At 63.8% G+C, this 23,380-nt stretch carries 22 protein-coding genes; 6 read left to right on the forward strand and 16 right to left on the reverse strand.

The window, feature by feature from the left end; all coding sequences use genetic code 11:
• Window positions 1-6 precede the first annotated feature (6 nt).
• Window positions 7-1,458, reverse strand: a complete 1,452-nt coding sequence (locus tag D1012_RS14740) for an NAD(P)-binding domain-containing protein (RefSeq protein ID WP_118153738.1) — start codon at window positions 1,456-1,458, stop codon at window positions 7-9.
• A gap of 268 nt (window positions 1,459-1,726) precedes the next feature.
• Window positions 1,727-3,196, reverse strand: coding sequence for an aminotransferase class V-fold PLP-dependent enzyme (locus D1012_RS14745; RefSeq protein WP_118153742.1), 1,470 nt, complete (start codon window positions 3,194-3,196; stop codon window positions 1,727-1,729).
• An 81-nt stretch (window positions 3,197-3,277) separates the two neighbouring features.
• On the opposite strand from D1012_RS14745, the gene D1012_RS14750 reads away from it, so the two are divergent.
• Window positions 3,278-3,748 carry an Lrp/AsnC family transcriptional regulator gene (locus D1012_RS14750; protein ID WP_199489520.1) on the forward strand — a complete coding sequence of 157 codons (471 nt, stop codon included), beginning with the start codon at window positions 3,278-3,280 and terminating at the stop codon, window positions 3,746-3,748.
• Window positions 3,749-3,752: 4 nt separating this feature from the next.
• On the opposite strand, the gene tdh is transcribed toward D1012_RS14750, so the two are convergent.
• From tdh to D1012_RS14770, 4 genes are all read right to left on the reverse strand, one after another.
• Window positions 3,753-4,778, reverse strand: a complete 1,026-nt coding sequence (gene tdh / locus D1012_RS14755) for an L-threonine 3-dehydrogenase (RefSeq protein ID WP_118154056.1) — start codon at window positions 4,776-4,778, stop codon at window positions 3,753-3,755.
• Between the two features lie 11 nt (window positions 4,779-4,789).
• A complete protein-coding gene (locus tag D1012_RS14760) occupies window positions 4,790-5,977 on the reverse strand; it encodes a glycine C-acetyltransferase (protein ID WP_118154059.1) in 1,188 nt (395 codons plus the stop codon).
• A 181-nt stretch (window positions 5,978-6,158) separates the two neighbouring features.
• On the reverse strand, window positions 6,159-6,365 hold the full coding sequence (locus D1012_RS14765) for a hypothetical protein (protein ID WP_118153748.1): 207 nt from the start codon (window positions 6,363-6,365) through the stop codon (window positions 6,159-6,161).
• 152 nt (window positions 6,366-6,517) lie between these two features.
• Window positions 6,518-7,396 carry an SDR family oxidoreductase gene (locus tag D1012_RS14770; RefSeq protein ID WP_118154062.1) on the reverse strand — a complete coding sequence of 293 codons (879 nt, stop codon included), beginning with the start codon at window positions 7,394-7,396 and terminating at the stop codon, window positions 6,518-6,520.
• A 485-nt stretch (window positions 7,397-7,881) separates the two neighbouring features.
• Between D1012_RS14770 and D1012_RS14775 the strand changes: the two genes are divergently transcribed.
• Entirely contained in the window at window positions 7,882-8,886 is a 1,005-nt protein-coding gene (locus D1012_RS14775) for a hypothetical protein (RefSeq protein ID WP_118154066.1), read from the forward strand.
• Window positions 8,887-9,042: 156 nt separating this feature from the next.
• Here the strand turns inward: D1012_RS14775 and D1012_RS23240 are convergent, their stop codons facing one another.
• Genes D1012_RS23240 through cls form a run of 3 tightly spaced genes read right to left on the reverse strand, consistent with a single transcriptional unit; the run spans window position 9,043 to window position 11,899 of the window.
• Entirely contained in the window at window positions 9,043-9,891 is an 849-nt protein-coding gene (locus D1012_RS23240; RefSeq protein WP_354002043.1) for a sigma-70 family RNA polymerase sigma factor, read from the reverse strand.
• Complete coding sequence (locus D1012_RS14785) at window positions 9,810-10,490, reverse strand: endonuclease/exonuclease/phosphatase family protein (protein ID WP_118153751.1); 681 nt, start codon at window positions 10,488-10,490, stop codon at window positions 9,810-9,812. Before D1012_RS14785 ends, D1012_RS23240 begins: the two co-directional genes overlap by 82 nt.
• Window positions 10,490-11,899: a cardiolipin synthase gene (gene cls / locus D1012_RS14790; RefSeq protein ID WP_118154072.1), complete on the reverse strand. Its 1,410-nt coding sequence runs from the start codon at window positions 11,897-11,899 to the stop codon at window positions 10,490-10,492. The genes D1012_RS14785 and cls overlap by 1 nt, the downstream gene beginning before the upstream one ends.
• A 302-nt stretch (window positions 11,900-12,201) precedes the next feature.
• Between cls and D1012_RS14795 the strand changes: the two genes are divergently transcribed.
• From D1012_RS14795 to D1012_RS14805, 4 genes are all read left to right on the forward strand, one after another.
• Window positions 12,202-14,562 carry a glucose/quinate/shikimate family membrane-bound PQQ-dependent dehydrogenase gene (locus D1012_RS14795; RefSeq protein WP_118153754.1) on the forward strand — a complete coding sequence of 787 codons (2,361 nt, stop codon included), beginning with the start codon at window positions 12,202-12,204 and terminating at the stop codon, window positions 14,560-14,562.
• 33 nt (window positions 14,563-14,595) lie between these two features.
• Complete coding sequence (locus D1012_RS22695) at window positions 14,596-14,736, forward strand: hypothetical protein (RefSeq protein WP_158569361.1); 141 nt, start codon at window positions 14,596-14,598, stop codon at window positions 14,734-14,736.
• A gap of 112 nt (window positions 14,737-14,848) precedes the next feature.
• A complete protein-coding gene (locus D1012_RS14800) occupies window positions 14,849-15,943 on the forward strand; it encodes a helix-turn-helix transcriptional regulator (protein WP_147335708.1) in 1,095 nt (364 codons plus the stop codon).
• A gap of 60 nt (window positions 15,944-16,003) precedes the next feature.
• Window positions 16,004-16,615, forward strand: a complete 612-nt coding sequence (locus D1012_RS14805; RefSeq protein WP_118153761.1) for a LysE family translocator — start codon at window positions 16,004-16,006, stop codon at window positions 16,613-16,615.
• A gap of 35 nt (window positions 16,616-16,650) precedes the next feature.
• Here D1012_RS14805 and D1012_RS14810 read toward each other — a convergent pair whose 3' ends face one another.
• From D1012_RS14810 to D1012_RS14840, 7 genes are all read right to left on the reverse strand, one after another.
• Entirely contained in the window at window positions 16,651-17,811 is a 1,161-nt protein-coding gene (locus tag D1012_RS14810; protein WP_118153764.1) for an MFS transporter, read from the reverse strand.
• Window positions 17,802-19,166 carry an NAD(P)-binding domain-containing protein gene (locus tag D1012_RS14815; RefSeq protein ID WP_199489521.1) on the reverse strand — a complete coding sequence of 455 codons (1,365 nt, stop codon included), beginning with the start codon at window positions 19,164-19,166 and terminating at the stop codon, window positions 17,802-17,804. Before D1012_RS14815 ends, D1012_RS14810 begins: the two co-directional genes overlap by 10 nt.
• Before the next feature lie 52 nt (window positions 19,167-19,218).
• Window positions 19,219-19,521 (reverse strand): ArsR/SmtB family transcription factor, encoded by a 303-nt coding sequence (locus tag D1012_RS14820; RefSeq protein WP_118153767.1) that lies wholly within the window; start codon window positions 19,519-19,521, stop codon window positions 19,219-19,221.
• A gap of 159 nt (window positions 19,522-19,680) precedes the next feature.
• A complete protein-coding gene (locus D1012_RS14825) occupies window positions 19,681-21,309 on the reverse strand; it encodes an AMP-binding protein (RefSeq protein ID WP_118153770.1) in 1,629 nt (542 codons plus the stop codon).
• A 60-nt stretch (window positions 21,310-21,369) separates the two neighbouring features.
• Window positions 21,370-21,768 carry a RidA family protein gene (locus D1012_RS14830; RefSeq protein ID WP_118153773.1) on the reverse strand — a complete coding sequence of 133 codons (399 nt, stop codon included), beginning with the start codon at window positions 21,766-21,768 and terminating at the stop codon, window positions 21,370-21,372.
• Window positions 21,765-22,172 (reverse strand): acyl-CoA thioesterase, encoded by a 408-nt coding sequence (locus D1012_RS14835; protein WP_118153776.1) that lies wholly within the window; start codon window positions 22,170-22,172, stop codon window positions 21,765-21,767. Before D1012_RS14835 ends, D1012_RS14830 begins: the two co-directional genes overlap by 4 nt.
• Window positions 22,173-22,214: 42 nt before the next feature.
• A complete protein-coding gene (locus tag D1012_RS14840) occupies window positions 22,215-23,354 on the reverse strand; it encodes an acyl-CoA dehydrogenase family protein (RefSeq protein WP_118153779.1) in 1,140 nt (379 codons plus the stop codon).
• Between the last annotated feature and the right edge of the window lie 26 nt (window positions 23,355-23,380).

The raw sequence follows: 23,380 nt of genomic DNA on the forward strand, positions 1-23,380 counted from the left end.
TTCCCCTTAACCCGCATGAACCGCAGAGACGGCTGGAAGCTCGCTTGGCTGCCATTCATCGCCCTGAAGTTCAGGTGACGCATAATCTTGCAGCGCCTGCCAATGGGTATCGATGTCTTCCAGATACAGCTTGCGCGCCATCTCGCGCCCCAGCCATTCGCCCCCGACAGACACCGCCGGAATATCGCCGCTGGTCTTGCCCAGACTGACGGTGGAGCCATAGTTAAAGCAATAGACGTTGCGCAGCCAGTCTGACCGTCCCGGCACCTTTTCACGGAACGTGAAGTCCGGGTTCAGATAGGGAAACAGCCCAAGGTCGCGCGACTCCTCGCCCGGTGGCGGCGTATAGACATCGCGCCACAGCAGAATATCATCTGCCGCCGCGCCGAATTCGGTGCGCGACAGCGGATCGACGGTAAAGCCGGTGCCGAGGATCAGGAAATCCGTCTCCAGCCGCGTGCCATCGGCAAAGCTGATCACCAGCCCCTGCCCGTCCTGCCGCACCGAAGACACAGCCTTGCCAAAGTGGAAATAGGCGTTGGGGTGGCGGCTGACCCGCAGGGTTGATCCGCGCGGCGGCGGGGTCTGGGTGGCAAAAGAGTAATTCATGAACCGCCAGCGCCATTCATCACTCATCCCGGCAAAGCCGCAGGTAAAGCCATAGCTGCCGATGCCCATGAACTTGTTGACGGTGGGCATTTTCGCGCGGCGGATCAGGTGGCGCACCTCTGCCGCCCCCGCCTCCAGCGCCTCGGCGGCGTTGTCCACCGCCGACGCCCCGACGCCAACCACCGCAACCCGCTTGCCCTTCAGCGCCGCAAAATCAATCGGGTCAGCAGAATGTGCCCAGAACGCGCGGCTGATGCCATTAACAAAAGCCGGGATCTGCGGCGCACCAGTGCCGTCGCGACCCGTTGCCATCACCAGCTTGCGCGTCAGAACCGTGCCTTGCCCGGCCCCCGACAGATGCAACCGCAGCAGCGCGCCTTCGGGCTCCACCCGGTCCAGCGCGACGCCGTTCTCGACCGGAATCCGCATGACCCGGCGATACCAGGACAGATACTCCATCCACATCGGGCGCGGGATCTTGTCCAGACTGTCCCAAGCGTCTTGCCCGAACTGCGCCCGATACCAGGCCTGAAAGGTCAGGGCGGGCAGGCCGGAGGCGGGCCCGGTCAGCGTTTTGGGCGAGCGCAACGTCTCCATCCGGGCATAAGTGACCCATGGCCCCTCTTGCCCTTCGGGATTGCGGTCGATGATGCGGACGTTGCGGATGCCCGCCTTCGACAAGGCAAGCCAGGCCACCAGACCGCACATCCCGCCGCCGACGATCACCGCATCAACCACAGGCGCACCATCCTGCGCCGTGGGCGGAACCCAGTTGGCGGGCGGATAGCACAGATCTTCGAGATCCCGCGCCAACCGCTGTTCCAGCGCTTCCAATCCGTGCCCGTTCATCGCCAAACCTCCGAAAGATTACAGTTCCGGCGCGGGGCAGATGTCATCGCGACTCCGCCCGGCGCAGCATCAATCTCTCTGGTGCCGGGATGTGCCGAAGCACTCTCTGACCAGAGCATTCCCACGAAGGTTGATTGACGTTTCTGCCCCATCTTGGCGACTTTATCTCCGACATCACGGAATCAATGTCGCCATAACGGATACGTCTGTCAAGAAACCTTTATCAATATGTAACGATTTACTGCCCCACCCGCCCCGCACCCCTTGGTCATGTCAAAACGGCCTCGGGGACGGCTGAAAAAATGGCACTGGCAGGATCACACTGATACCACCGTGACAGCGCGCTGGCTTCGGTCGACACCGCTATCACGCTGTCCAGAATAGTGTTCACCTTATCGTCCGACATCAGCGGTGACAAGTTGAGACGGACAAACCCCGGCTTCTCGATCTCGCGCCCCGACAGGATCGCCGTGCGCAACCGGGCCGAGGCGGATTTGTCGATGCCCAACAGCCGGTGCACATAAGGTCCGGCACAGGCACAGCCGCCCCGCGCCTGAATGCCATAGCGGTCCGACAACAACCGCGTGATCAGCTGATGATGTACAAAGCCGCCCTGCCCATTGGCGATCCGAAAGGCAAAGATCGGCAGCCGGTCACGTTCAGTCGGGCCCAGCAGGTCGATCCGGGGCTGGCCCCGCCATGCGGCATGCGCTTTTTGCACCAGAACCGCGTTGCGCTTTGCCATACCCGCCCGGCTGATGCTGTCCTTGACCAGAAACACCAGCGCGGCCCGCAAATCCCCGATCACATTCGGGGTTCCGGCCTCTTCGCGGGACTCAAGGGCTTGGCTGTAGTCATGCGTTTCGGGGGACACAAACCGCACCGTGCCACCGCCGGGCCAGCTGGGCCGGCTTGACACCACGGCATCGCGCCGCAGGATCAGCACGCCCGAGGCCCCCGGCCCGCCGATGAACTTGTGCGGTGACAGGACCACCGCATCAATCCCGGCCCCCGGTGCGGGCGTCATGCTGATCGGCAGATAGGGGCCGCCACCGGCATAATCCCAGACGATCCGCGCGCCCGCAGCGCGGGCCTGCCGGGTCAGCGCCGCCACATCGGCAATCTCGCCCGTGATATTGGATGCCGCCGAAAACGCGCAGATCACCCGCGCGCCCTTTGGCGCCGAGGCGAGAGCCTCAGCCAGTGCCGCGCGGTCTGGCCCTCCGGCGGGGTCTTCGCCCAGTTCAATCACCTCCGCCCCGCTTTCGCGCCATGGCAGCAGGTTGGAATGATGTTCGAACGGCCCAAGGATCACCCGCGCCCCCGGCCCCGCCCCCAGAAGCGCGACCAGACGGTTGATTCCCGCCGTGGCCCCCGAGCCGCAAAAGATCACCGCATGCTCCGGCCCTGCGCCACAGGCCTGCGCGATGACGGACCGCGCCACCCGGCGCATCTGCGTCATCCGCGCGCCGCAGAACGAGGCTTCGGTGTGGCTGTTGGCGTAGTATGGCAGCACGTGGTCCATGATGAACCCCTCCACCTGACGCAAGGCGCGGCCAGAGGCAGTGTAGTCGGCATAGATCAGCGGTTTGGGACCAAAGGGGCCGTCGATCAACGCCCCCTCGCCGATCAGGCCAGCGCGCAGGGCGGCGATGGGATCAGCCGCCTGCAGCATGGCACGAAAGGGGGAAAACGGATCAGGCTGGTCAGTCACGGCACGAAACTCCTTATTCTGCATCAAAGATAGATCGAAGTGCCGCGATCAAATCGTCGTTTATTCTGCTGGATTTATGGTATTTCAGATCATATGATCGGCAGAATGAGAAATCTTGATACATTTGATCTTCGCATCCTGACCGCCGTACAACGCGATTCATCGCTGTCGCAGCGCCAGATTGCCGATCTGGTCGGTATGTCGCAAAACGCCTGCTGGCGGCGGATGCAGGCGCTGCAGGCCGAGGGAATTCTGGCCGGGTCGCAGGCGCGGGTTGATCTGGCGGCGCTGGGGCTGGATCTGACGGTCTTTGTGATGATCCGCACCCGGCACCATTCGCGCGACTGGGTGGACCGCTTTTCGCGCCATGTGCAGGGTCTGCCGGAAGTGATCGACTTCAACCGGATCGGCGGGGAATGGGATTATCTGCTCAAGGTGGTCACCCCCGGCATGGCCGGATATGACCGTTTTTATCAACGTCTGATCGACGGGTTCGAATTCGACAAGGTCACCGGGTTGTTCTCGATGGAGCGGATTCTGGAACACCGCCCCGCCGATCTGAACCGGCTGCTGTAGCCGCTCAGCCCCAGTCCAGCACGACCTTGCCACTGGACCCTGCGCGCATCACCTCGAACCCGTCGCGGAACTGGTCGACCGGAAAACGGTGGGTGATGACCTTGCGGATATCCAGACCGTTTTCCAGCATGGCGATCATCTTGTACCAGGTCTCAAAGATCTCGCGGCCGTAGACGCCTTTCAGCGTGATGGCCTTGAACACGATCCGGCTCCAGTCCACCGGGGATTTCCCGGGGGGGATGCCCAGCATGGCGATGCGCCCGCCCATCACCAGATTTTCGATCATCTGATCCAGCGCGGCCTGATTGCCCGACATTTCCATGCCGACATCAAAGCCCTGCTTCATCTTGAGCCGCGCCTCAACCTCGCGCAGGTCCTGCGTCAGCACGTTGACCGGCACGACATCGGCCACCTGTGCCGCCAGATCCAGCCGGTCCTGATTGACATCGGTGATCACCACATGGCGCGCACCGACATGGCGAGCGACGGCAGCCGCCATGATCCCGATTGGCCCCGCCCCGGTGATCAGCACATCTTCGCCCACCAGATCAAACGACAGCGCGGTGTGCACGGCATTGCCCAGCGGATCGAGGATCGCGCCGATATCGTCGTCGATTTCATCGGGCAGCGGCACCACGTTGAAGGCGGGGAGCGACAGGTATTGCGCAAACGCCCCCTGCTCATTCACCCCGATACCGCGCGTGGCGGGGTCCAGATGGAACTTGCCCGCGCGGGATTGGCGCGACTGGTTGGAAATCAGATGCCCCTCGCCCGAGCAGCGCTGCCCGATGGCAAGGCCGGTGACATTGCGGCCCAGCTCCACAATCTCGCCCGCAAATTCGTGGCCGGTTACCAGACCCAGCGGCACGGTGCGCGCGGCCCAGTCATCCCAGTTCCAGATGTGAATGTCGGTGCCGCAGATGCCGGTCTTGCGGATGCGGATCAGCACGTCATCGGGGCCGATCTCGGGCACCGGGCGGTGCTCCATCCACAATCCGATTTCAGCCTTGGTCTTGGCCAGTGCCTTCATGTCATTGTGCATCAGATCACTCCTGCGGCTTTTCCAGCGGCGCGGAACTGGTCCAGCGCAAAATCCAGATCGGTGCGGGTCAGTTGCGCATTCATCTGGGTCCGGATCCGGGCCTGCCCCTTTGGCACCACGGGAAAGAAGAAACCTGACACAAACACGCCCCGGTCATAAAGCTCGCGGGCCATGGCCTGCGCCAGCGGTGCCTCGCCGGTCATCACCGGAATGATCGGGTGTTCGCCCGGCAGCAGGGTGAACCCGGCATCCGCGAGGCCCGCCCGCCAGTAGCGGGCATTGTCAAACAAGCGGGCGCGCAGATCATCCGCCGCCTCGACAATATCCAGCGCGGCCAGACCGGCGGCGACGATCGCGGGCGGCAGCGCGTTGGAAAACAGATAGGGCCGGGCCCGCTGGCGCAACAGGTCGATCACCGCCTGCGGCCCGGCGATGTAGCCACCCAGCGCCCCGCCAAGGGCCTTGCCCAGCGTGCCGGTCAGAATATCCACCGACACCCCATGATGCGCGGGCGTGCCCCGGCCCTGCGGCCCCATGAAGCCGGTGGCGTGGCAATCATCCACCATGGTCAAGGCGCCATATTTTTCGGCGAGCGCCGTGATTTCGGGCAGTTTGGCCAGATAGCCATCCATCGAGAACACGCCATCGGTGGCAATCAGGATATGACGCGCGCCACCTTCACGGGCGGCCTGCAACTGCGCCTCCAGATCCGCCATGTCGGAAGTGGCGTAGCGATAGCGCTTTGCCTTGCACAGGCGGATGCCGTCAATGATCGACGCATGGTTCAGCGCATCCGAGATCACCGCATCCTCGGACCCCAGCAGCGGCTCGAACAGCCCGCCATTGGCATCGAAGCAGGCGGCGAATAGGATGGAATCGTCCATCCCCAGAAACTGCGCGATCCGCTGTTCCAGCTGGCGGTGCATGTCTTGCGTGCCACAGATGAAACGGACCGAGGCCATGCCAAAACCGTGCTCATCCAGCGCCCGATGCGCCGCCGCGATCAGCGCCGGATCACTGGCGAGACCCAGATAGTTGTTGGCGCACAGATTCAGCAGTGGCGTCCCGTTCACAGTGACATGCGCCGATTGGGGCGATGAGATCAGGCGTTCACGCTTGAACAGCCCCGCATTCTCAATCTCCGTCAGGGTGTGTTCCAGATGTTCAAGGAAATCTGTGCGCGACATCGGTTTCTCCTGTTCTATGATGCCATCGTAGGCGCAAGCCCGCCCGACCGTCAATATAAAAGAATGAAATCCGCTATCACAGATATTGGGTATTCGGGCGCGTTAGATTGCGGCGCCAGCGGGCAGCCGATCCGCCGCCACAGCCCAATCACAAGGCAGTGCCCAAGCGTAACATCAACCGCTAGTCTGGTTTTTCCGGGGTGGTTCGCGGGCCGGTTTCAGAACCAGCCGCGCGCAGGTCATCCAGCGCGTCACCCAGCGCAATCGCGGCATCCCGCAGGTTTCGCCCAACATGCTCGGCCGTTGCCCCCATCAGCATCGCATGAATTGACAGCCGCAGAGCATCCGGCTCGGCCTTGTTCGAAGGAAAAGTCCGCTTGTCGCACATCGCCTTTCCTCTCGCCGCATGTATTGCCAGGCCTTGTCGAGGAGGCACAGGCCTGCCCATCGTAAATGCGGAAACCGATTGCACGTGTCGCTGCGGGCAGAGCGGGGGCAAAGTGGCCACAACCAAACTCCACCGTCACGCAAAGTGTCGCCCTACAGGATCGGCTTGCCGCCGGTGACAGCAATGGTCGCGCCCGAGACATAGCTCGACATCGGCTCCGCCAGCATCACATAGGCCGAAGCCAGCTCGACCGGCTGTGCCGGGCGCTTCATCGGGTAGTTTCGCCCGAACTCGGCAACTGTCTTGCCCGGCATGCTGGCCGGGATCAGCGGGGTCCAGACCGGGCCGGGGGCGACACAATTCACCCGGATATCCTTTTCGGCCAGCATCTGGGCCAGACCGGCGCTGAAATTCTGGATCGCACCCTTGGTCGTGGCATAGGCTAAAAGACCGGGGTTGGGCATGTCGGCATTGACCGAGGCGGTATTGATGATCGACGCTCCGGGCTGCATATACGGCACCGCCGCTTTGGACAGATAGAACATGGCGTGGATGTTGATCGCAAAGGTCCGCTCCCATTCGGCATCGGGAATGTCTTCCAGAGCATCGAACATCCGCTGATGGGCGGCATTGTTCACCAATATGTCGATCCGGCCAAAACAACTGACCGCTGCCTCCACCAGCTCGCGGCAGTGACCGGCATCGGCAATATCGCCGGGCAGTTGCAGGCATTGTCGCCCGCAATCCTTGATGATCCGGGCGGTGTCTTCGGCATCTTCGGTCTCATCCAGATAGGACAAGGCAATGTCCGCCCCTTCGCGGGCATAGGCGATGGCAACCGCGCGCCCGATCCCGCTGTCACCGCCGGTGATCAGCGCAACCATCCCGTTCAACCGGCCCGCGCCGCGCCAGCTTTCCTCGCCATGGTCGGGGCGCGGGTCCATTTTCAGGAAACTGCCGGGCAACTGCTGGGTCTGTTCCGGGAAGGGCGGCTTTGGGTAATCAGGCTGAGCGGGGCGGCTCAGCTGCATATCGCGCGTCTGGGGGTCGCGCAGATTCTGCGGGTCGCGCAGATCCTGTCCGGCTTGCTTCTGATCCTGCGGCGGATCGTTTATCTCTTTCAACGGCTGATCGTCGCGCTGATCCGGCACCCGGCGGTCTGACCCCGCCCCCGGTTCCGGAGTGTTTGGGGTGTCAGCTGGCGTGGCAGGTGTTGTCTCAATAGGGCTCATGGTGATGTCCTCGCGTTGATGCTGTCCGTCAACTCCGCATCGGCCCGCTTGTTCCAATAGTGCCCGCGTCCCAAGGGTGCCCAAGGGGAAACCCAGCTTGCAGGGAACAATCCTCGCATTTGCGTGTTGATGCTGTGATGAACCATGTCGGGCGCAGCCTGATGCGGTCATGACACAACATTCAGGAGCATCCCCATGAACAGCATCATCTATCTCGTCGGCCTTGTGGTCGTGGTTCTTGCCGTCTTGTCGCTTATCGGCCTGCGTTGATTAAGGAAATGACCATGGAAAGAACTGAAACTCTGACAAGCGCGACAGCCCCCACGCGGGAGTTGCCGGGTGGCTACATCGACTGGGCCGCCGTTTTGGGCGGGGCCGTCGTTGCAGCTGCCATCGGCGGATTGTTCCACATGTTTGGTGCAGGTCTGGGAATGGCGACCATTTCCTTTGAACCGGGCGAAGGATCGTTCAGCCTGATGCTGATCGTCACCGGCCTGTGGATGGTCGTCACGCTGATCGCCAGCTTTCTGACCGGCGGCTATATTGCAGGCCGGATGCGGCGGCGGGTAGATGATGCCACCGCTGATGAAGTTGCCGCCCGCGACGGGATCAATGGTCTGGTGGTCTGGGGCGCGGGCATGCTGGTGATGGCATGGATGGCGATGGGTGCCTTTGGCGCCATCGCTGTGGGTGCAGGCAATGTGGCCGACACGGCACTGCGCGCCGGTGGCGCGGCCGTCAGCGGCGGAGCAGGGGCTGCGGGTGCTGCTGTCGATGCAGATGCCGATAATGAGGCGGTTTCCTCCTGGATCAGCGACAGCCTGCTGCGCACCACTCCGACCGCACCAGCCCCCGCCCCTGCTGCGGGCACGGCGTCCCCGGCTGCCACCACCTCCCCTGCCTCTGATACGGCAGAGATTGACCGGCAAACCGCCGCGATCATCCTGAACGGCATCCGTACCGGAGACGTCAGCGACAGTGATCGCAGCTATCTGGTTGCGGCTGTCAGTCAGCGCGGCAATCTGAGCCAGGACGAGGCCGAAGCCCGCGTTGATGAGGCCATCGCTGCGGTGCAAAACACCCGGGCCGAGGCCGAAGCCTTTGCCGCCGAAGCCGAAGCGACGGCGCGTGAGGCGGCAGAAACGGCGCGGATCGGGGCCATCCTGACAGCGTTTGCCCTGACAGCAGCCGCGTTGGTTGCAGGTGCAGCCGCCGTCGCCGGTGCCGTGCGCGGTGGTCGCCATCGTGACGAAGGCCGCCTGTTCGGTGGTCTGACCTACCGGCTGTAATCAGCCCGACAAAGCCGCCAGCAAAGGATATTTGCTGGCGGCAGACCTGTTTTCAACGATCACATTTCTGAAAGTCTTTACGTATCCGTCCCGCTGACCTGAAACAGCGGCACAACCGCCCACGCCCCGCCTGATACTTTCAGGACTTGCAGACCATCACTCAGCGATCGGCGCGTTGATGACTTGTGACAATATGGTACGTGCCCGGCTGACGCGGCTTTTGATGGTGCCGATGTCACACTCAAGGATGCTTGCCGCGTCCTTGTAGTTTTCTCCCAGAACCCCGACCAGCAAAATCGCCTCCCGGTAGTGGATCGGCAGATCCAGCAGGGCACGCTCCATTTCGCGCTGCCGCAGATGCCAGAACTGGATCTCATTGACCACCGATGGGGTCGATGACACGCAGTCGGCATCGCCGGTCGGTTCGCGCGCGCTTTTGCTGCTGTTGGTGTAAAACCTGTTGCGCATGATGGTGAACAGCCAGGCCCGCATATTGGTCCCCAGCTGATACGACTGAATATTGGCAAGCCCCCGGACAAGGGTTTCCTGAACCAGATCATCGGCATCTACAACATTGCGGGTCAAAGACCGCGCATAGATCCGAAGGGCGGGAATATAGCTGACGATCTCGTCCGAACCGGTCTCGGTTTTATCCTTGCGGTCAGAAGTCTCATCGCTTGTGCGCGCCCTTCCGTCACCCGTCGGATCGGAGGAGGCGCCGTCATTCTTCGCAAAATATGTGACTTTTGCCGCATTTGCGCCTGTCATCTCATGCCCCCCATAACGGAGCGGCTTGTCCCGCATGGAGCAAGCCGCATCAAAACCAAAATCCTCGCGCGACAACAACAAACAAGGCCGATTATTGGTTCCGTCTGTATCGCAGGTTGGTGGGTCAAAAGTGGATTGTTGCCAATTTCCGGGCCCTAACCGCGCAGCTCGACATCGGCCCAGATCGGCAGATGATCCGACGCCATGCGCGCCAATCCACCGCTGGCGACGCCGCAATTGGTGATCTTCAGCACCCTTCCATGCGCAAAACGGTCAAGTGGGGCAACCGGGCGGGCTGCGTGAAACGTCAGCCCCGGCGCAACCATGCGCAGTTTCGGGGTCCAGGGCTCAAATCCCAGCACCGGGGACCATTCGTTGAAATCGCCCACGACCAGCGCGCGATCGGCCACCGGGCCCAGATGGCGCAGGATCTCACTCATCTGCAACTGTCGCCAGCGGCGGATCAGCCCCAGATGGGTGCCGACGATCCAGAAGCCGCCCACCCGCACCATCACCGCGCCGCGCGGCTCCAGCCCCGGCAGGCTCAGGCGCATCCTCGCCTCAACCGCCAGCCCGCGGCGCACCAGAACGGCATTGCCATGCCAGCCGATCCCCCGCTCCGAGAGGCCGAGGTCAACAACCTCCATTTGCGTGAGATGAGTGATCATATCGCGGGGCAGCGCCGTGGGGCGGGGGCCAAGCCGTTTGTCCGCTTCCTGCAGAACGGCCACATCCGGGTTCAGCTGGTCCAGCACCCTCAGGATACGCTCGGGCGAGCGGCGCCAGTCAAGCCCGACCGCCTTGCGGATATTGTAGCTGACAACCTTGAGCGCCATCACAGCAACGGCGCAAGCAGCCGCGTCAACCGCGCGCCGACCCTGATGCCGATATGCTGAGAGTCGAGGTTGCGGTCCAGACGGTCTGAATGGGTCATATCAGTGTGCAGCATGTCCCGCATCCGGTCTGCAAAATCCCTGTCATGAACCACCACCATGGTTTCAAAGTTAAGCCGGAATGACCGATTGTCAAAATTCGCCGTTCCGACCGCGGACAGATCGTCGTCGATCAGCATCGCTTTCTGATGCATGAAACCATCCTTGTACCGGTAGATCTTCACCCCCGCATGGCGGACCTCGTCAAAGAATGCAAACGCCGCCAGCCATGGCAGAAAGTGGTCGGCCCGTGCAGGCAACAGGATGCGCACGTCACACCCCTTCAGCGCCGCGCATTTCAGCGCAGAGAGCGTATCGACATCCGGCACGAAATAGGGTGAAGCGACCCAGACCCGGCGCTGCGCCCCGGTGATCGCCGCGACAAAGAACAATGCCCCGGTGTCATGGTCATCTGTCGGCCCCATGAACACCGTGACCGCAGGGATACCCGGTGCGAAAGGACTTGGCGACCAGTCCAGCTGATCCTCGATGAAATCCCCGGTGTACCAGTGCCAGTCGCGGATAAATCCGGTCTGCAACTGCGATACCACCGGGCCTTGCAGTGCCAGATGGGTGTCGCGCCAATACCCCATGACCGGATCGCGCCCGACATAGGCATCCGCCACATTGTGACCGCCCACCGCCGCCCATTGGCCATCGACCACCACGGTCTTGCGATGGTTGCGAAAGTTGACATGCAGCCGCGAGGCACGGTGACTGCCTGCGCGCGGGTCGCGGAATTGCACACCGGCTTTGATCAGCCGATGGCGGTAGGCCGTGGACAGACCATGGCTGCCGACCCGGTCGCAAACCAGCCAGACCTTGACCCCCCGATCCGCCGCAGCGATGAGCCGGTCAGCAAAGGCATTGCCCAGCGCATCGTCAGCAATCGTATAAAACTGCGCAAGAACATAGGTTTCCGCGCCATCAATGGCTGCAAAAATGGCCGCAAAGGTCGCATCGCCATTGATCAGCAGGTCAGCCGAATTTCCAGCCTGCGCCGGCATGCCCCCCAACCGCGAAAACACGAACAACCGCTCAGAGCTGACGATATGCGGCTCTTGCGGGCCAGCGGGCATGCCCCTCTGGTTCGTGGCTGCCACTGTCTGTCGATAGGAGGTGGTTTTTGATCTCAGCTTGTGCTGGCCCAGCACCAGATAGGCAGGCACCGCGATCCATGGCGCGGCAACCAGAAAGATCGCCCAGGCAATCGCTCCCTGCGGCGTGCGTGCCGAAACCACGGCTTGCCAGACGCAGCTGGCCACAAGGGCCAGAAGCGCCAGCCCCAGCAAGACAGTCCAAAGTCCAGACATTTTCTGTGTTCCACCACGCAGTTGGGCGACGATCCCTGCCATGGTCGTCTTCCGGGCAGTCAAGGTCAAACCGAAACACGGATGGGGCACGCCAATGGGCCGACGGGGCATGTCCTGCGCGCCGGGTGTTGCTGATCCGCGTTCGGCTGCTTTTCACTCCGGCACCGGGCAAGGCCCTGTGCGATCCGCTGCGCGTGTTCTGATTGATCCGCGCCACGGGAAACTTTCCGGGAACTTTCCGCGCCTTGGGCAGCTTACCTATGAACGGCACCATTTCATGACCCAAAAACAGGGAATTTCCCATGACAAGAACTGTGACGGCAATCGGGTTTGCATTGCTCGGGGCTCTGTTGACGGGGGCTGGCAGCTGGCTCGCCGTTCTGGGGGGCAGTTGGTATTATCTGGGTGCTGGCTTTGTCCTGCTGATTACCGCCGTTCTGATCCACAGTCGGCACCCGCTGACCACATGGGTTTATGCCGCCCTGATGCTTGCCACTCTGGCATGGGCGGTGTGGGAGGTGGGCTTTGACTGGTGGCAGCTTGCCCCGCGCGGCGGGATCATCGTTGTACTGGGTCTGTGGCTTCTGATCCCTGCGGCACGTGGCTTTGACCGGAGTGGCTTTGTGTCGGCCAGCCCTGCAGTGTCCCGCAGCGGCCCGCCGGCCATGCCGGTGGCGGTTGCATCGCTGATCTGCATCACAACAGCTGTGTATGCGATGTTTCAGGATCCGCATGATCTGGCCGGGAGATTGCCGGAACAGGCGCTGACCCCCGATCCGGCGATGGGGGCCGACTTTGCCGATGGCGACTGGCACCAGTACGGGCGCACCAATTACGGCCAGCGCTATTCGCCGCTGACCCAGATCACGCCTGCAAATGTCAATTCCCTCGAACTGGCGTGGACGTATCAGACCGGCGACGTCAAGCTGCCCGAGGATGTGACCGAAACCACCTATCAGGTCACCCCGCTGAAGGTCGGCAACAGCCTGTATGTCTGCACCCCGCACAACATCGCCATCGCATTGGATGCGGCCACCGGGCAGGAACAGTGGCGCTATGATGCCAATTCCGGGCTGAACCCGGACCGCCAGCACCAGACCTGCCGCGGGGTGACCTATTGGGAGGATCCGGCGGGCGGGGCCGACGATGGCTTGTGCGCGCGGCGGGTCTACATGCCGACCGCCGACGCAAGGCTGATCGCGCTGGATGCCGCGACCGGCGCGCGCTGCACCGCTTTCGCCGATGACGGCGAGCTGCAGCTGGAGGCCGGGATGCCCTATAACCCGGCGGGCTATTACTATTCCACCTCGCCCCCGGTGGCTGTGGATGGGCTGCTGATCATCGGCGGCGCGGTCAACGACAACTTTTCAATCTATTCGCAATCCGGCGTGATCCGCGCCTTTGACATCGACACCGGCGCGCTGGTCTGGAACTGGGATGCCGGAAACCCGGATCAAACCACCCCGATCGACATTGCCGGGGGCGAGACCTATATGCCGAACTCGCCCAACAGCTGGTCGATCTTTTCGGTCGATGAGGAGCTGGGTCTGGTCTACATCCCGCTTGGCAATCAGGTGCCGGACCAGTTGGGCATGGGCCGCAGCCGGGCGGTCGAAGAGCATTCCTCGTCGGTGGTGGCGCTGGATGTGGCGACAGGGCAGCGCGAATGGGTGTTCCAGACCGTGCATCATGACCTGTGGGACATGGACGTGCCAGCCCAGCCGGTGCTGATCAACCTGACACAACCGGATGGCTCTGACGTGCCCGCACTGGTGCAAGCCACCAAGCAGGGCGACATCTATGTGCTCGACCGCCGCACCGGCACGCCTCTGCTGGACGTGACCGAGGTGCCCGCGCCCGGCGGCGCCATTCCCGAAGATTTCACCGCCCCCACGCAACCCGTCTCGGCGCTCAGCTTTTCACCTGATCCGCTGACAGGGGCCGATATGTGGGGCATCACCATGCTGGATCAGCTGGTCTGCCGCATCCAGCTGCAACGGCTAAACTATGAGGGGCGCTATACGCCGCCGTCGATCAACGGCACCATCGTGCATCCGGGCAATTTCGGCGTGTTCAACTGGGGCTCGGTCGCGGTAGACCCGGTGCGGCAGGTCATGTTCGGCATGCCGACCTATCTGCCCTTTACCGCGCGCCTTGTGCCGCGCGACCAGATCCCCGATCCGGTCGAGGGCGAGACCGCCAGCGAACAGGGCCTGAACCGGAACGAGGGCGCGCCCTATGGCGTGGTCATGGGGCCGTTTCTGGGTCCGCTGCAGGTGCCGTGCTCGGCCCCGCCGTGGGGCTATGTCGCGGGCGTCGATCTGCGCACCGGCGAGACCGCATGGCAGCACAAGAACGGCACCGTGCGCGACATGACCCCGCTGCCACTTCCGTTCGAGCTGGGCGTGCCCGGCATCGGCGGCCCGATCATCACCGGGGGTGGGATGGCGTTTCTGGCGGCGACGGTTGACAACTATCTGCGCGGTTATGATCTGACCTCGGGCGACGAAATCTGGCGTGCCCGGCTGCCTGCCGGAGGTCAGTCAACCCCGATGACCTATGAACACGACGGCCGCCAGTATCTGGTGATGGTTGCAGGCGGGCATGGATCGGTCGGCACCAAGCCCGGCGATCACATTCTGGCCTATGCCCTGCCGGAATAGGTCGGTTCCCAAAGGTTACAAAGGATAATTCCAATGCGCCCATCTGTGATCTGGATCGCTGTCATCGTGGGTCTGGCCGCCCTGCTTCTGTATCTGGTGGCGGGCACCCAGCCCGCAGGTGACGGGTCAGACACCACCCCGTCCACCCCACCTCATGCCGTTACGGACGGGTAAAACGTCGTCAAGACAGCTTTACGCCGCCCTGTTTCAGAACAGTGGCGATCATTGCCCGGCCACGGTATGATTCAGGCCAGAGTTGCAATCCGGGTTCCAGATGATCCAGGACTTGACGGACCGCATATATGAGGCTGCCTTCCAGCCGGAATGCTGGCCGCAGACGCTGAATGACCTTGCCACAGCGTCGGGGTCACTGGGCGGCGTTCTGCAAGTCGTGCGCCGGGGCGGCGTTCCGCGCTGGATCGCGTCACCTGCCGTGCAAACTGCGTTTACTGCCTATGCACAGGCGGCGGACTTCACCTCCACGCATGAGCGTGCCGCGCATTGGGTCAACCGGGGACAGACCTTTCTGCGCGATATCGATGTCTACGACCCTGCCGGTCTTGACGCTGACCCGTCGCGCAAAATGCTGATCGGTCTGGGGCTTGGCTATCAGATCGGGGCCATTCTGGCGCTGCCGACCGGCGACACCGCCTGTTTTACCTTTGAGCGCCCGCTTTGCGACGGGCCGCATTCCCCCGGGGCACGGGACATCCTCAATGGTCATCTGTCCCACCTTGCACGGGCCGGGATGATGGCGGCGCGGCTGGGGCTGGAAGTGGCGCGCGCCCGGGTCGAGGCAATGACCCAGATCGGCCTGCCCGCTGCAGTGCTGCGGGCCGATGGTCAGATTGTGGCGATGAACGACACTCTCCGCGCCATGGATGATCTGATCCTTGCCGTGCCGCAGGGCAAACTGGCTCTGGTCGCGCCGCGCCAGAACCAGCGCCTGTCCGAAGCGCTTGCACGGGTGCAGACCGAGGCCGCCGCCTCCATCCCCTTGCGCAATGGCAGCGATCTGCGGCCTGTGGTTGTGCATCTGCTGCCGCTGCGCCGCACCGCACGGGCGCTGTTTCCCGATGGCGAGGTCATGCTGGTGGTCACGCCGCTGGCGGTCTCGCGCATGGTGCCGTCGGTCGAGGCGCTGTGCGGGCTGTTCGACCTGAGCCCCAGCGAGGCGCGGCTTGCCGCCGCGCTTTCTGCCGGGCGCACGCTGGCCGAGGCCGCCGCCGAGGTCGGCATCACGGTCAAGACCGCCCGCACCTATCTGGAGCGGGTGTTTCAGAAAACCGTCACCCATCAGCAAAGCGAACTGGTCGCGCTGCTGAAAAGTGCACCCTGGCTGCCATCGCCCGATACCCCGGCCAACGCCCCCGGCATATGACGACTGCCCGCCCGACATAGCCATGCGACCCTTGCGCATAGCTTTGTCCGGATTGGTTTCATGTCATTATTTGCATTTGTTCTGGCCTATGCGCTGATCACCGTCACGCCGGGGCCGAATTTTCTGACTGTTCTGCACTGTGCCACCACCGGCACGCGGGCCTCCGCCCTGCGGGCGGCATTGGGGGTCGGCGCGGGGGCGGCCAGCCTCAGCGCGCTTGTGCTGACGGTCGGGCAGCACCTGCCGCTGAATGACGCCACCCAACCCTATCTGCGGCTGTTGTTCGCCGCCCTCTTGATCCGGGGCGGGCTGATCTGCTTTGCCGTTGGCCATGGTCCGGGGCACCCTTCGCCGCTTGCAGATGACCAAAGGCGCACGGGCGGCCCGTTTCTGCGCGGGATGACCGTTGCGATCTGCAACCCGTTCACCGGTATTTTCGTCTTGTCAGCCTCGTCCACCCTGATCGACGCAGGCGCGCCGGTCATGATCCTGTCCATCGCCCTGAGCGTCTTTGTGATCGCAGGCGGGTGGCTTTGCATTGTCGCAATTGCCGCAACCTCAGGTCTGGCCGCACGCGCCATCGGCACAAGGACAGAGCTGATCTCTGCCTGCGTCGGCTGTGCGCTGATCGGCATGGGCCTGCATGTGGTCTCCGGCCCGTGGATCAACTAGGCCGTCCGGGAGAAACCTGCGTGGAACAGCCAGCCCTACCTGCGCCGCAGCCACAGCAGCGCGCCCGTAGCGACCAGCCCGATCCCCGCTGTCAGCCAGACCGCCGACAGCCCCCATGCCGCCAGCGCGGCCCCAAAGACCAAGGGCGCTGCGGCTTGCAGAATGCGCGCCGGGGCGTTCAGCCAGCCGATGCGCTGGCCGTAGCCCACCGGGCCAAACAGCGCCAGCGGCAAGGTGCCCTTGGCAATGGTCAGAATGCCGTTGCCCGCCCCATGCAACACGGCAAAGACATAGGCCGCCGGACCGCCAAAGGCCACCAGACTGACCGCCGCGACCGGATGCGCGGCCGCTGCCATCCGGGCTGAGACCAACGGGTGAAAGCGCCGCAGCAGGCCAAACTCCAGCAGGCGCGCGGCAACCTGTGCCGGGCCGATCAGCGCCCCGGCGGCAATGGCCATGGCGGTGCTGGCCCCCGCCGCCTGCAACAGCCCCGGCAGATGCGCGGCCATCGCGGTCGAGTTGAACCATGTCGCGGCAAAGACCACAGCGAGCAGGATCATCGCAAACGGTGGCGGGGCAGCAGCCCCCGTCTCCTCTGCCACCGGAGCCACGACCGGCGCGGTGCCGCGCGGCAGCAGGGCATTCAGCGGCAAGGCCAGACACAGGTGGATCAGCGCCCAGCCCAGACAAGCCTCGCGCCAGCCCCATGTGACCAGCATCAACCCAGACAGCGGCCAACCCACCGTGCTGGCAAATCCGGCAATCAGCGTAATGCCGGTGATCGGCCCGCGCGCCTCGCGCCCGTAGATCCCGGCCAGCGTGGCAAAGGCGGCCTCATAAAGCCCGATGCCCATGCCCAGCCCGATCATCGCCCAGCCCAGAAACAGGATCGCCGGTGTCGGCGCTGCGGCCAGTGTCGCAAGACCGCAGGCGAACACCACATTCGACAGCATCAGCACGCCACGTCCGCCCAGCCGGTCAATCCGCGCCCCGGCCCAGGGGCCGATCATCGCAGACACAAGCATCGCCATCGAAAACGCCCCGAAGACCCAGACCGGCGACAGCCCGAAACTGGCCGCCATCGGCACCGCCAGCACCGCAGGGATGTAATAGCTCGACGCCCAGCCGATGGTCTGGGCTGTGCCAAGGGCGGCCACCAGCCGCCCCCGCCGTCCAGGCGACAGGGTCAACAGCATGTGCTGGCACTCGTCCGCTCTTTGGAACCTTCGCAGCCGCAGCCCGCTGCTTCGACGGCTTTTGCCGCCTCATCTGCTGCGCAACAGGCCGTGCGCTCAGCCTTGGCCGGTCCGCCACAGCAGGCAGAGCCCGCCGCGACCGCAGCCACGCCCGGCCCGTTGCACACGCCGGTTTCCGGCAGCTCCAGCTCCACCCGCGCTGCCGCCTGATGGTCGCCCGCGATTGCGGCCACGATCGAGCGCACCTGTTCATGCCCCGTCGCCAGCAGGAATGTCGGCGCGCGGCCATAGGATTTCATGCCGGCTATGTAAAATCCCGGCTCGGGGTGTGCCAGCTCTGCCGCGCCATGCGGGCGAACCGTGCCGCAGGCGTGCAGGTTAGGGTCAATCAACGGTGCCAGTGCCGGAGGACATTCCAGCGCCGGGTCCAGCGCCACACGCAGCTCGCGCAAGATCGACAGATCGGGGCGGAACCCGGTGGCCACGATCAGCTCTTCCGCCGCCACCCGACGCCCGTCCGCCGCCACCGCGACCAACGGCGCCTGCCCCTCGATCGCGGCCAGCCTGAACCCGGCCTCCAGCCGGATCCGTCCCCCGGCCAGAAGCCGGGCGATGTCCACGCCCAAGGCCCCGCGCGCCGCCAGCTGATCGGCAGCGCCGCCGCCCAGCGCGCGGGTGACACTGTCTGCCCGGCACAGCCAGACCGGCGCGGGGCCGGGCAATCCGGCCAATGCAATCAGCGTGCCCACGGCAGAGTGACCGCCACCCAGCACGGCCACCTGCCGCCCCGCGAACCTCTGGCGCGCGACCCCTGCCACATCCGGCATGCCATAACTCAGACCGGCCTGCCCCACCTCGCCCGGCACTGGTCGCCCTGCCCCGCCAGGGTTGGGCTGAAACCATGTGCCGGTCGCGTCAATCACCGCATCGGCGCGATGGAACTGCCGCCCGACCGGCCCATCGGTCTCGATGACAAAGGGGGCCGCCGCGCGCCCGGCATCCTTGATCTTGTCCACCCCATCGCGGGAGATGGCGACCACCCGCTGGCCGGTCTGCAGCCAAGGCTGCAGCGAATGTGCCAGCGGGTCGATATACCCCGCGACCAGATCTGCGCCCGTGGGATAGGCCTCGGGGTCAGGTGGCACCCAGCCCAGCGCCGCCAGACGCCTTGTTGCAGCAGCGTCGAGGTTGTAGCGCCAGTTGGAGAACATCGGTACATGCGCCCAGCCGCGCACGGCATGGCCCGCAGCCTGTCCCTGTTCGAGGATCAGCGGAATCAACTGGCGTTCCAGCACCTGTGCGGCAGCCGCAAGGCCAACCGGCCCGGCCCCCAGAATGGCCACGGTCTTTGTCATGGATATCCCCTTTTTCTGAAATGATAGAAACACCGCCACGATAGAACCGCTGTCACTTGCCGGCCTCACCGGCATCGGCGCAACACTCTGCCAGCAGATCGTCAATCAGCCCTCGCATCGCCGGATAATTGGTCCGGCAGATCAACGAGGTGCCGACCCTTTCCTGCTGGATCAGGCCAACCGAGATCAGCGCGCGGCAATGATGCGACAAGGTCGACCCCGGTATGCCCAACCGCTCCTGAATCTGGCCCACAGACAACCCGGCATCACCGGCCCGGACAAGCAGCCGGTACAGGCGCAGGCGCGTGGCATTGCCCAGCGCGGAAAGACGTGACGCAGCAAGATCTATATCCATCAGGCGATTCCTTTTCTATATTTCTAGAATTATAGAAATAGAACGCAAGGGCTATGTGCTGTCCTCTGGCACTGTTGTAGGGCGATCACGATGCGAACCCCGGATTTTCTGGTAGGACCGGCCCGGTCGCCGAAGCGGCGACCCGGCAAGTGCCGCCGCTCAGGGTTGCGGGGGCTTTGCGCGCAGCTGAAAACGCTGGATCTTTCCGGTCTGAGTCTTGGGCAGCGCCTTGGCAAAGATCACGCTGCGCGGGTATTTGAACGGCGCGATCACCTTTTTCACATGGTCTTGCAAAACCTTGACCATCAGCGCATCGCCCGCATGACCGGGCGCTAGCACCACATGGGCCTGCACGATCTGCCCCCGTGCCTCATCCGGCGCGCCGACCACTGCGCATTCCAGCACCGCCGGGTGCGACAAAAGCGCGGTTTCAACCTCTGGTCCGGCAATGTTGTAGCCCGCCGACAGGATGATGTCGTCGGTTCGGGCTGCAAAGTGGAAATAGCCCTGATCATCCTGCCAGAAGGCGTCGCCTGTCAGGTTCCACCCGTCACGCACATAGACCCCCTGCCGGTCATCTGCGAGGTAGCGACAGCCGGTCGGCCCGCGCACCGCAAGACGCCCGGTTTCGCCGCGCGGCAGTTCGTTCATGGCCTCGTCCACGATCCGCGCCTCATAGCCCGTGACGGGCTTTCCAGTGCAGCCCGGCCGGTGGTCGTCAAAGCGGTTGGTGATGAAGATGTGCAGCAGCTCTGTCGCGCCGATGCCGTCCAGCATCGGCTTGCCGGTCTTTTGGTTCCATTCTTCATAGACCGGCGCGGGCAGCGTCTCACCCGCGCTGACGGCGGCGCGCAGGCTGGACAGATCGGCCCCCTCGTCCATCGCCTTGAGCATCACGCGATAGGCGGTCGGCGCGGTGAAACAGACGGTCGCCTTGTGCTCTTCGATCATACTGATCATGTTCGTCGGGCTGGCCTGTTCCAGCAGCGCCGCCGTGGCCCCGAACCGCAGCGGAAATACCGCCAGCCCGCCCAGACCAAAGGTAAAGGCCAGCGGCGGGCTGCCGATGAACACATCCTCGGGCGTCACATTCAGCACCTCTTTGGCATAGCCATCGGCGATGATCAGCAGGTCGCGGTGGAAATGCATCGTCGCCTTGGCATCGCCGGTGGTGCCCGAAGTAAAGCCCAGCAGCGCCACATCATCGCGCCCGGTGCGGGCCGCGTCAAACCGCACCGGCTTTTTCAGCGCGGCCCGGTCCAGTTCGGCATCATGGTTCTCGGTGCCATCAAAGCCCACCACGGTCTTGAGAAAGGCGCTGTCGCGTTCGCACAGGATCAGCTCTTCCATCAGCCTTGTGTCGCACAGCGCGTGGGTGATTTCGGCCTTGTCAACGATCTTGGTCAACTCGCCCGCCCGCAGCATCGGCATCGTGTTGACCACCACCGCCCCCGCCTTGGTCGCGGCCAGCCAGCAGGCCACCATGGCCGGATTGTTGGCCGACCGGATCAGCACGCGGTTGCCCGGCTTCACGCCATAATCCTCGACCAGCGCATGGGCGATGCGGTTGGTCCAGTCGGTCAGCTCTTTGTAGGTCCGGCTGCGGCCATTGCCGATCAACGCGATATTGTCGCCATAGCCCCGCTCGACCATGCGGTTGGTCAGTTCCACCCCGACATTCAGCCAGTCAGGGTAGTCAAACCCGGCCAGATGCAGCACCGGCCAGCTGTCAAAGGGGGCGATGTGATCACGGGTAAAGGTATCCAGATGGCCTGTTGGACCAAGCATCTCAGTAGCTCCCTGTTTGCCCCGACCGTCTTTTGCGGCTTTCGGGATTGGATTTGCGTCTCAGTCCGGAATGACCGCCGTGGCCTCGATCTCGACCTTGGCGCGATCTTCGATCAGGGCGACCACCTGCACCACGGCCATTGCGGGGTAATGACGCCCGATGATCTCTTTGTAGACCCGGCCCAACCCCTTGGGATCAGACAGGTATTCGGCCTTGCTGGTAACATACCATGTCAGGCGGACCAGATGCTCCGGCCGCGCCCCGGCCTCGGCCAGCACCGCCACGATGTTGCGCAGGGTCTGTTCGACCTGACCGACAAAATCATCGGTTTCGAATTCACAATCGGCATTCCAGCCGATCAGCCCGCCGGTCAGCACCATGCGGCCCTGAGCCGCCATGCCGTTGGCGTAGCCTCTGGCCGGTTTCCATCCTTCGGGATGCAGGATTTGCGCAGTCATTCGGCCTCCATAAAGGTTGTGATCCGCTGCCGGACCTCATCGGACCAGGGCTGTGGGCGGCCCTTGTCGTTCACATTCACCAGTGTCAGCGCGACACTGACCCGTTTCTTGTCGGCCCCCTGCGCCTCGATCGTCAGATCCAGCGATGAGCCGCCCAGACGCTGCACTTGCATCCGCCAGTCCAGCAGATCGCCCAGCCGGGACGGCGCGTGAAAGGTCACCTCCAGCCGGGCGGTGGGAACACCGCCGCCGCGCGCCATCATCTCTTCGTAGGGCAGCTGCACCACGTCGCGGAAAAAGTTCTCGGCGACCGAATTGGTCATTTCGAAATAGCGGGGGTAAAAGACGATGCCCGCCGGATCGCAATGGTTGAACTCCACCCGGATCTGTCTGGTGTAGATCATGCGGCACCTCGCTTTTCGCTTGGTGTTGGACGGCTGCTCATGTCATGCCCCCAGAACCGAGCGGGCGATCACCACCCGCTGCACATCGCTGGCACCTTCATAGATCCGCAGGGCGCGGATCTCACGGTACAGGCTTTCAACGGCAAAGCCCTGCCGCACACCATCGCCGCCATGCAGTTGCAGCGCAGTGTCAATCACCTGTTGCGCGGCCTCGGTGGCATAAAGCTTTGCCATCGCCGCCTCTCGTGTGACCCGCGCGGCCCCCGTGTCCTTGGTCCAGGCGGCGCGATAGACCAGCAGCGCCGCCGCGTCGATCTGCAAGGCCATGTCGGCAATGTGGCCCTGTACCATCTGGTAATCGGCAAGACTGCCGCCGCTGGCCCGCACCCGCTTTACCCGCGTCAGGGCCTCGTCCAGCGCGCGGCGGGCAAAGCCAAGCGCCGCAGCGCCGACGGTCGAGCGGAACACATCGAGCACCGACATGGCGATCTTGAACCCGTCCCCCGCACGCCCGATCAGCGCTGAGTGCGGCAGTTCGACACCGTTCAGGCGCAGATGGGCCAGCGGATGCGGCGCGATCACCTCGATCCGCTCCACCACCTCCAGCCCCGGCGTATCGGCGGGCAGCACAAAGGCGGACAGCCCTTTTGCCCCCGGCGCGTCGCCGGTGCGGGCAAAGATCACATAGACATCTGCGATACCGCCGTTCGAGATATAGGTCTTGTCGCCCGTTAGCCGAAAGCCGCCCGGCACCACGTCTGCCACGGTGGCAGTATGGGCAACATCGGAGCCAGACCCCGGTTCAGTCAGCGCAAACCCGGCAATCGCCGTGCCCGCGCGGGTCTTTTCCAGCCAAGCCCGTTGCTCGGGGCTGCCAAACAGCGTGACCGCCCCCATGCCCAGTCCCTGCATGGCAAAGGAGAAATCGGCCAGTCCGTCATGGCGCGCCAATATCTCGCGGATCAGGCACAGGCTACGCACATCCAGCGCCTCGCCCGCATCCGCGCCGGTGGGGCGCAGCAATCCGGCCTTGCCCAGTGCGGCCACCAGCCCCCGGCACGCCGCGTCGGCATCTGCATGGCTGACCGGCAGGTTGGCGCTGGCCCAAGCCTCTACCGCAGTAGAAAGCTCACGATGCTTTGCCTCGAAAAACGGCCAGTTCAGGAATGTTGCGTCGCTCATCTCTTTAACCCGTTAATTCGCGGTGG

The organism is Pseudotabrizicola alkalilacus (assembly GCF_003443995.1).
Taxonomy (GTDB): Bacteria; Pseudomonadota; Alphaproteobacteria; order Rhodobacterales; family Rhodobacteraceae; genus Pseudotabrizicola; species Pseudotabrizicola alkalilacus.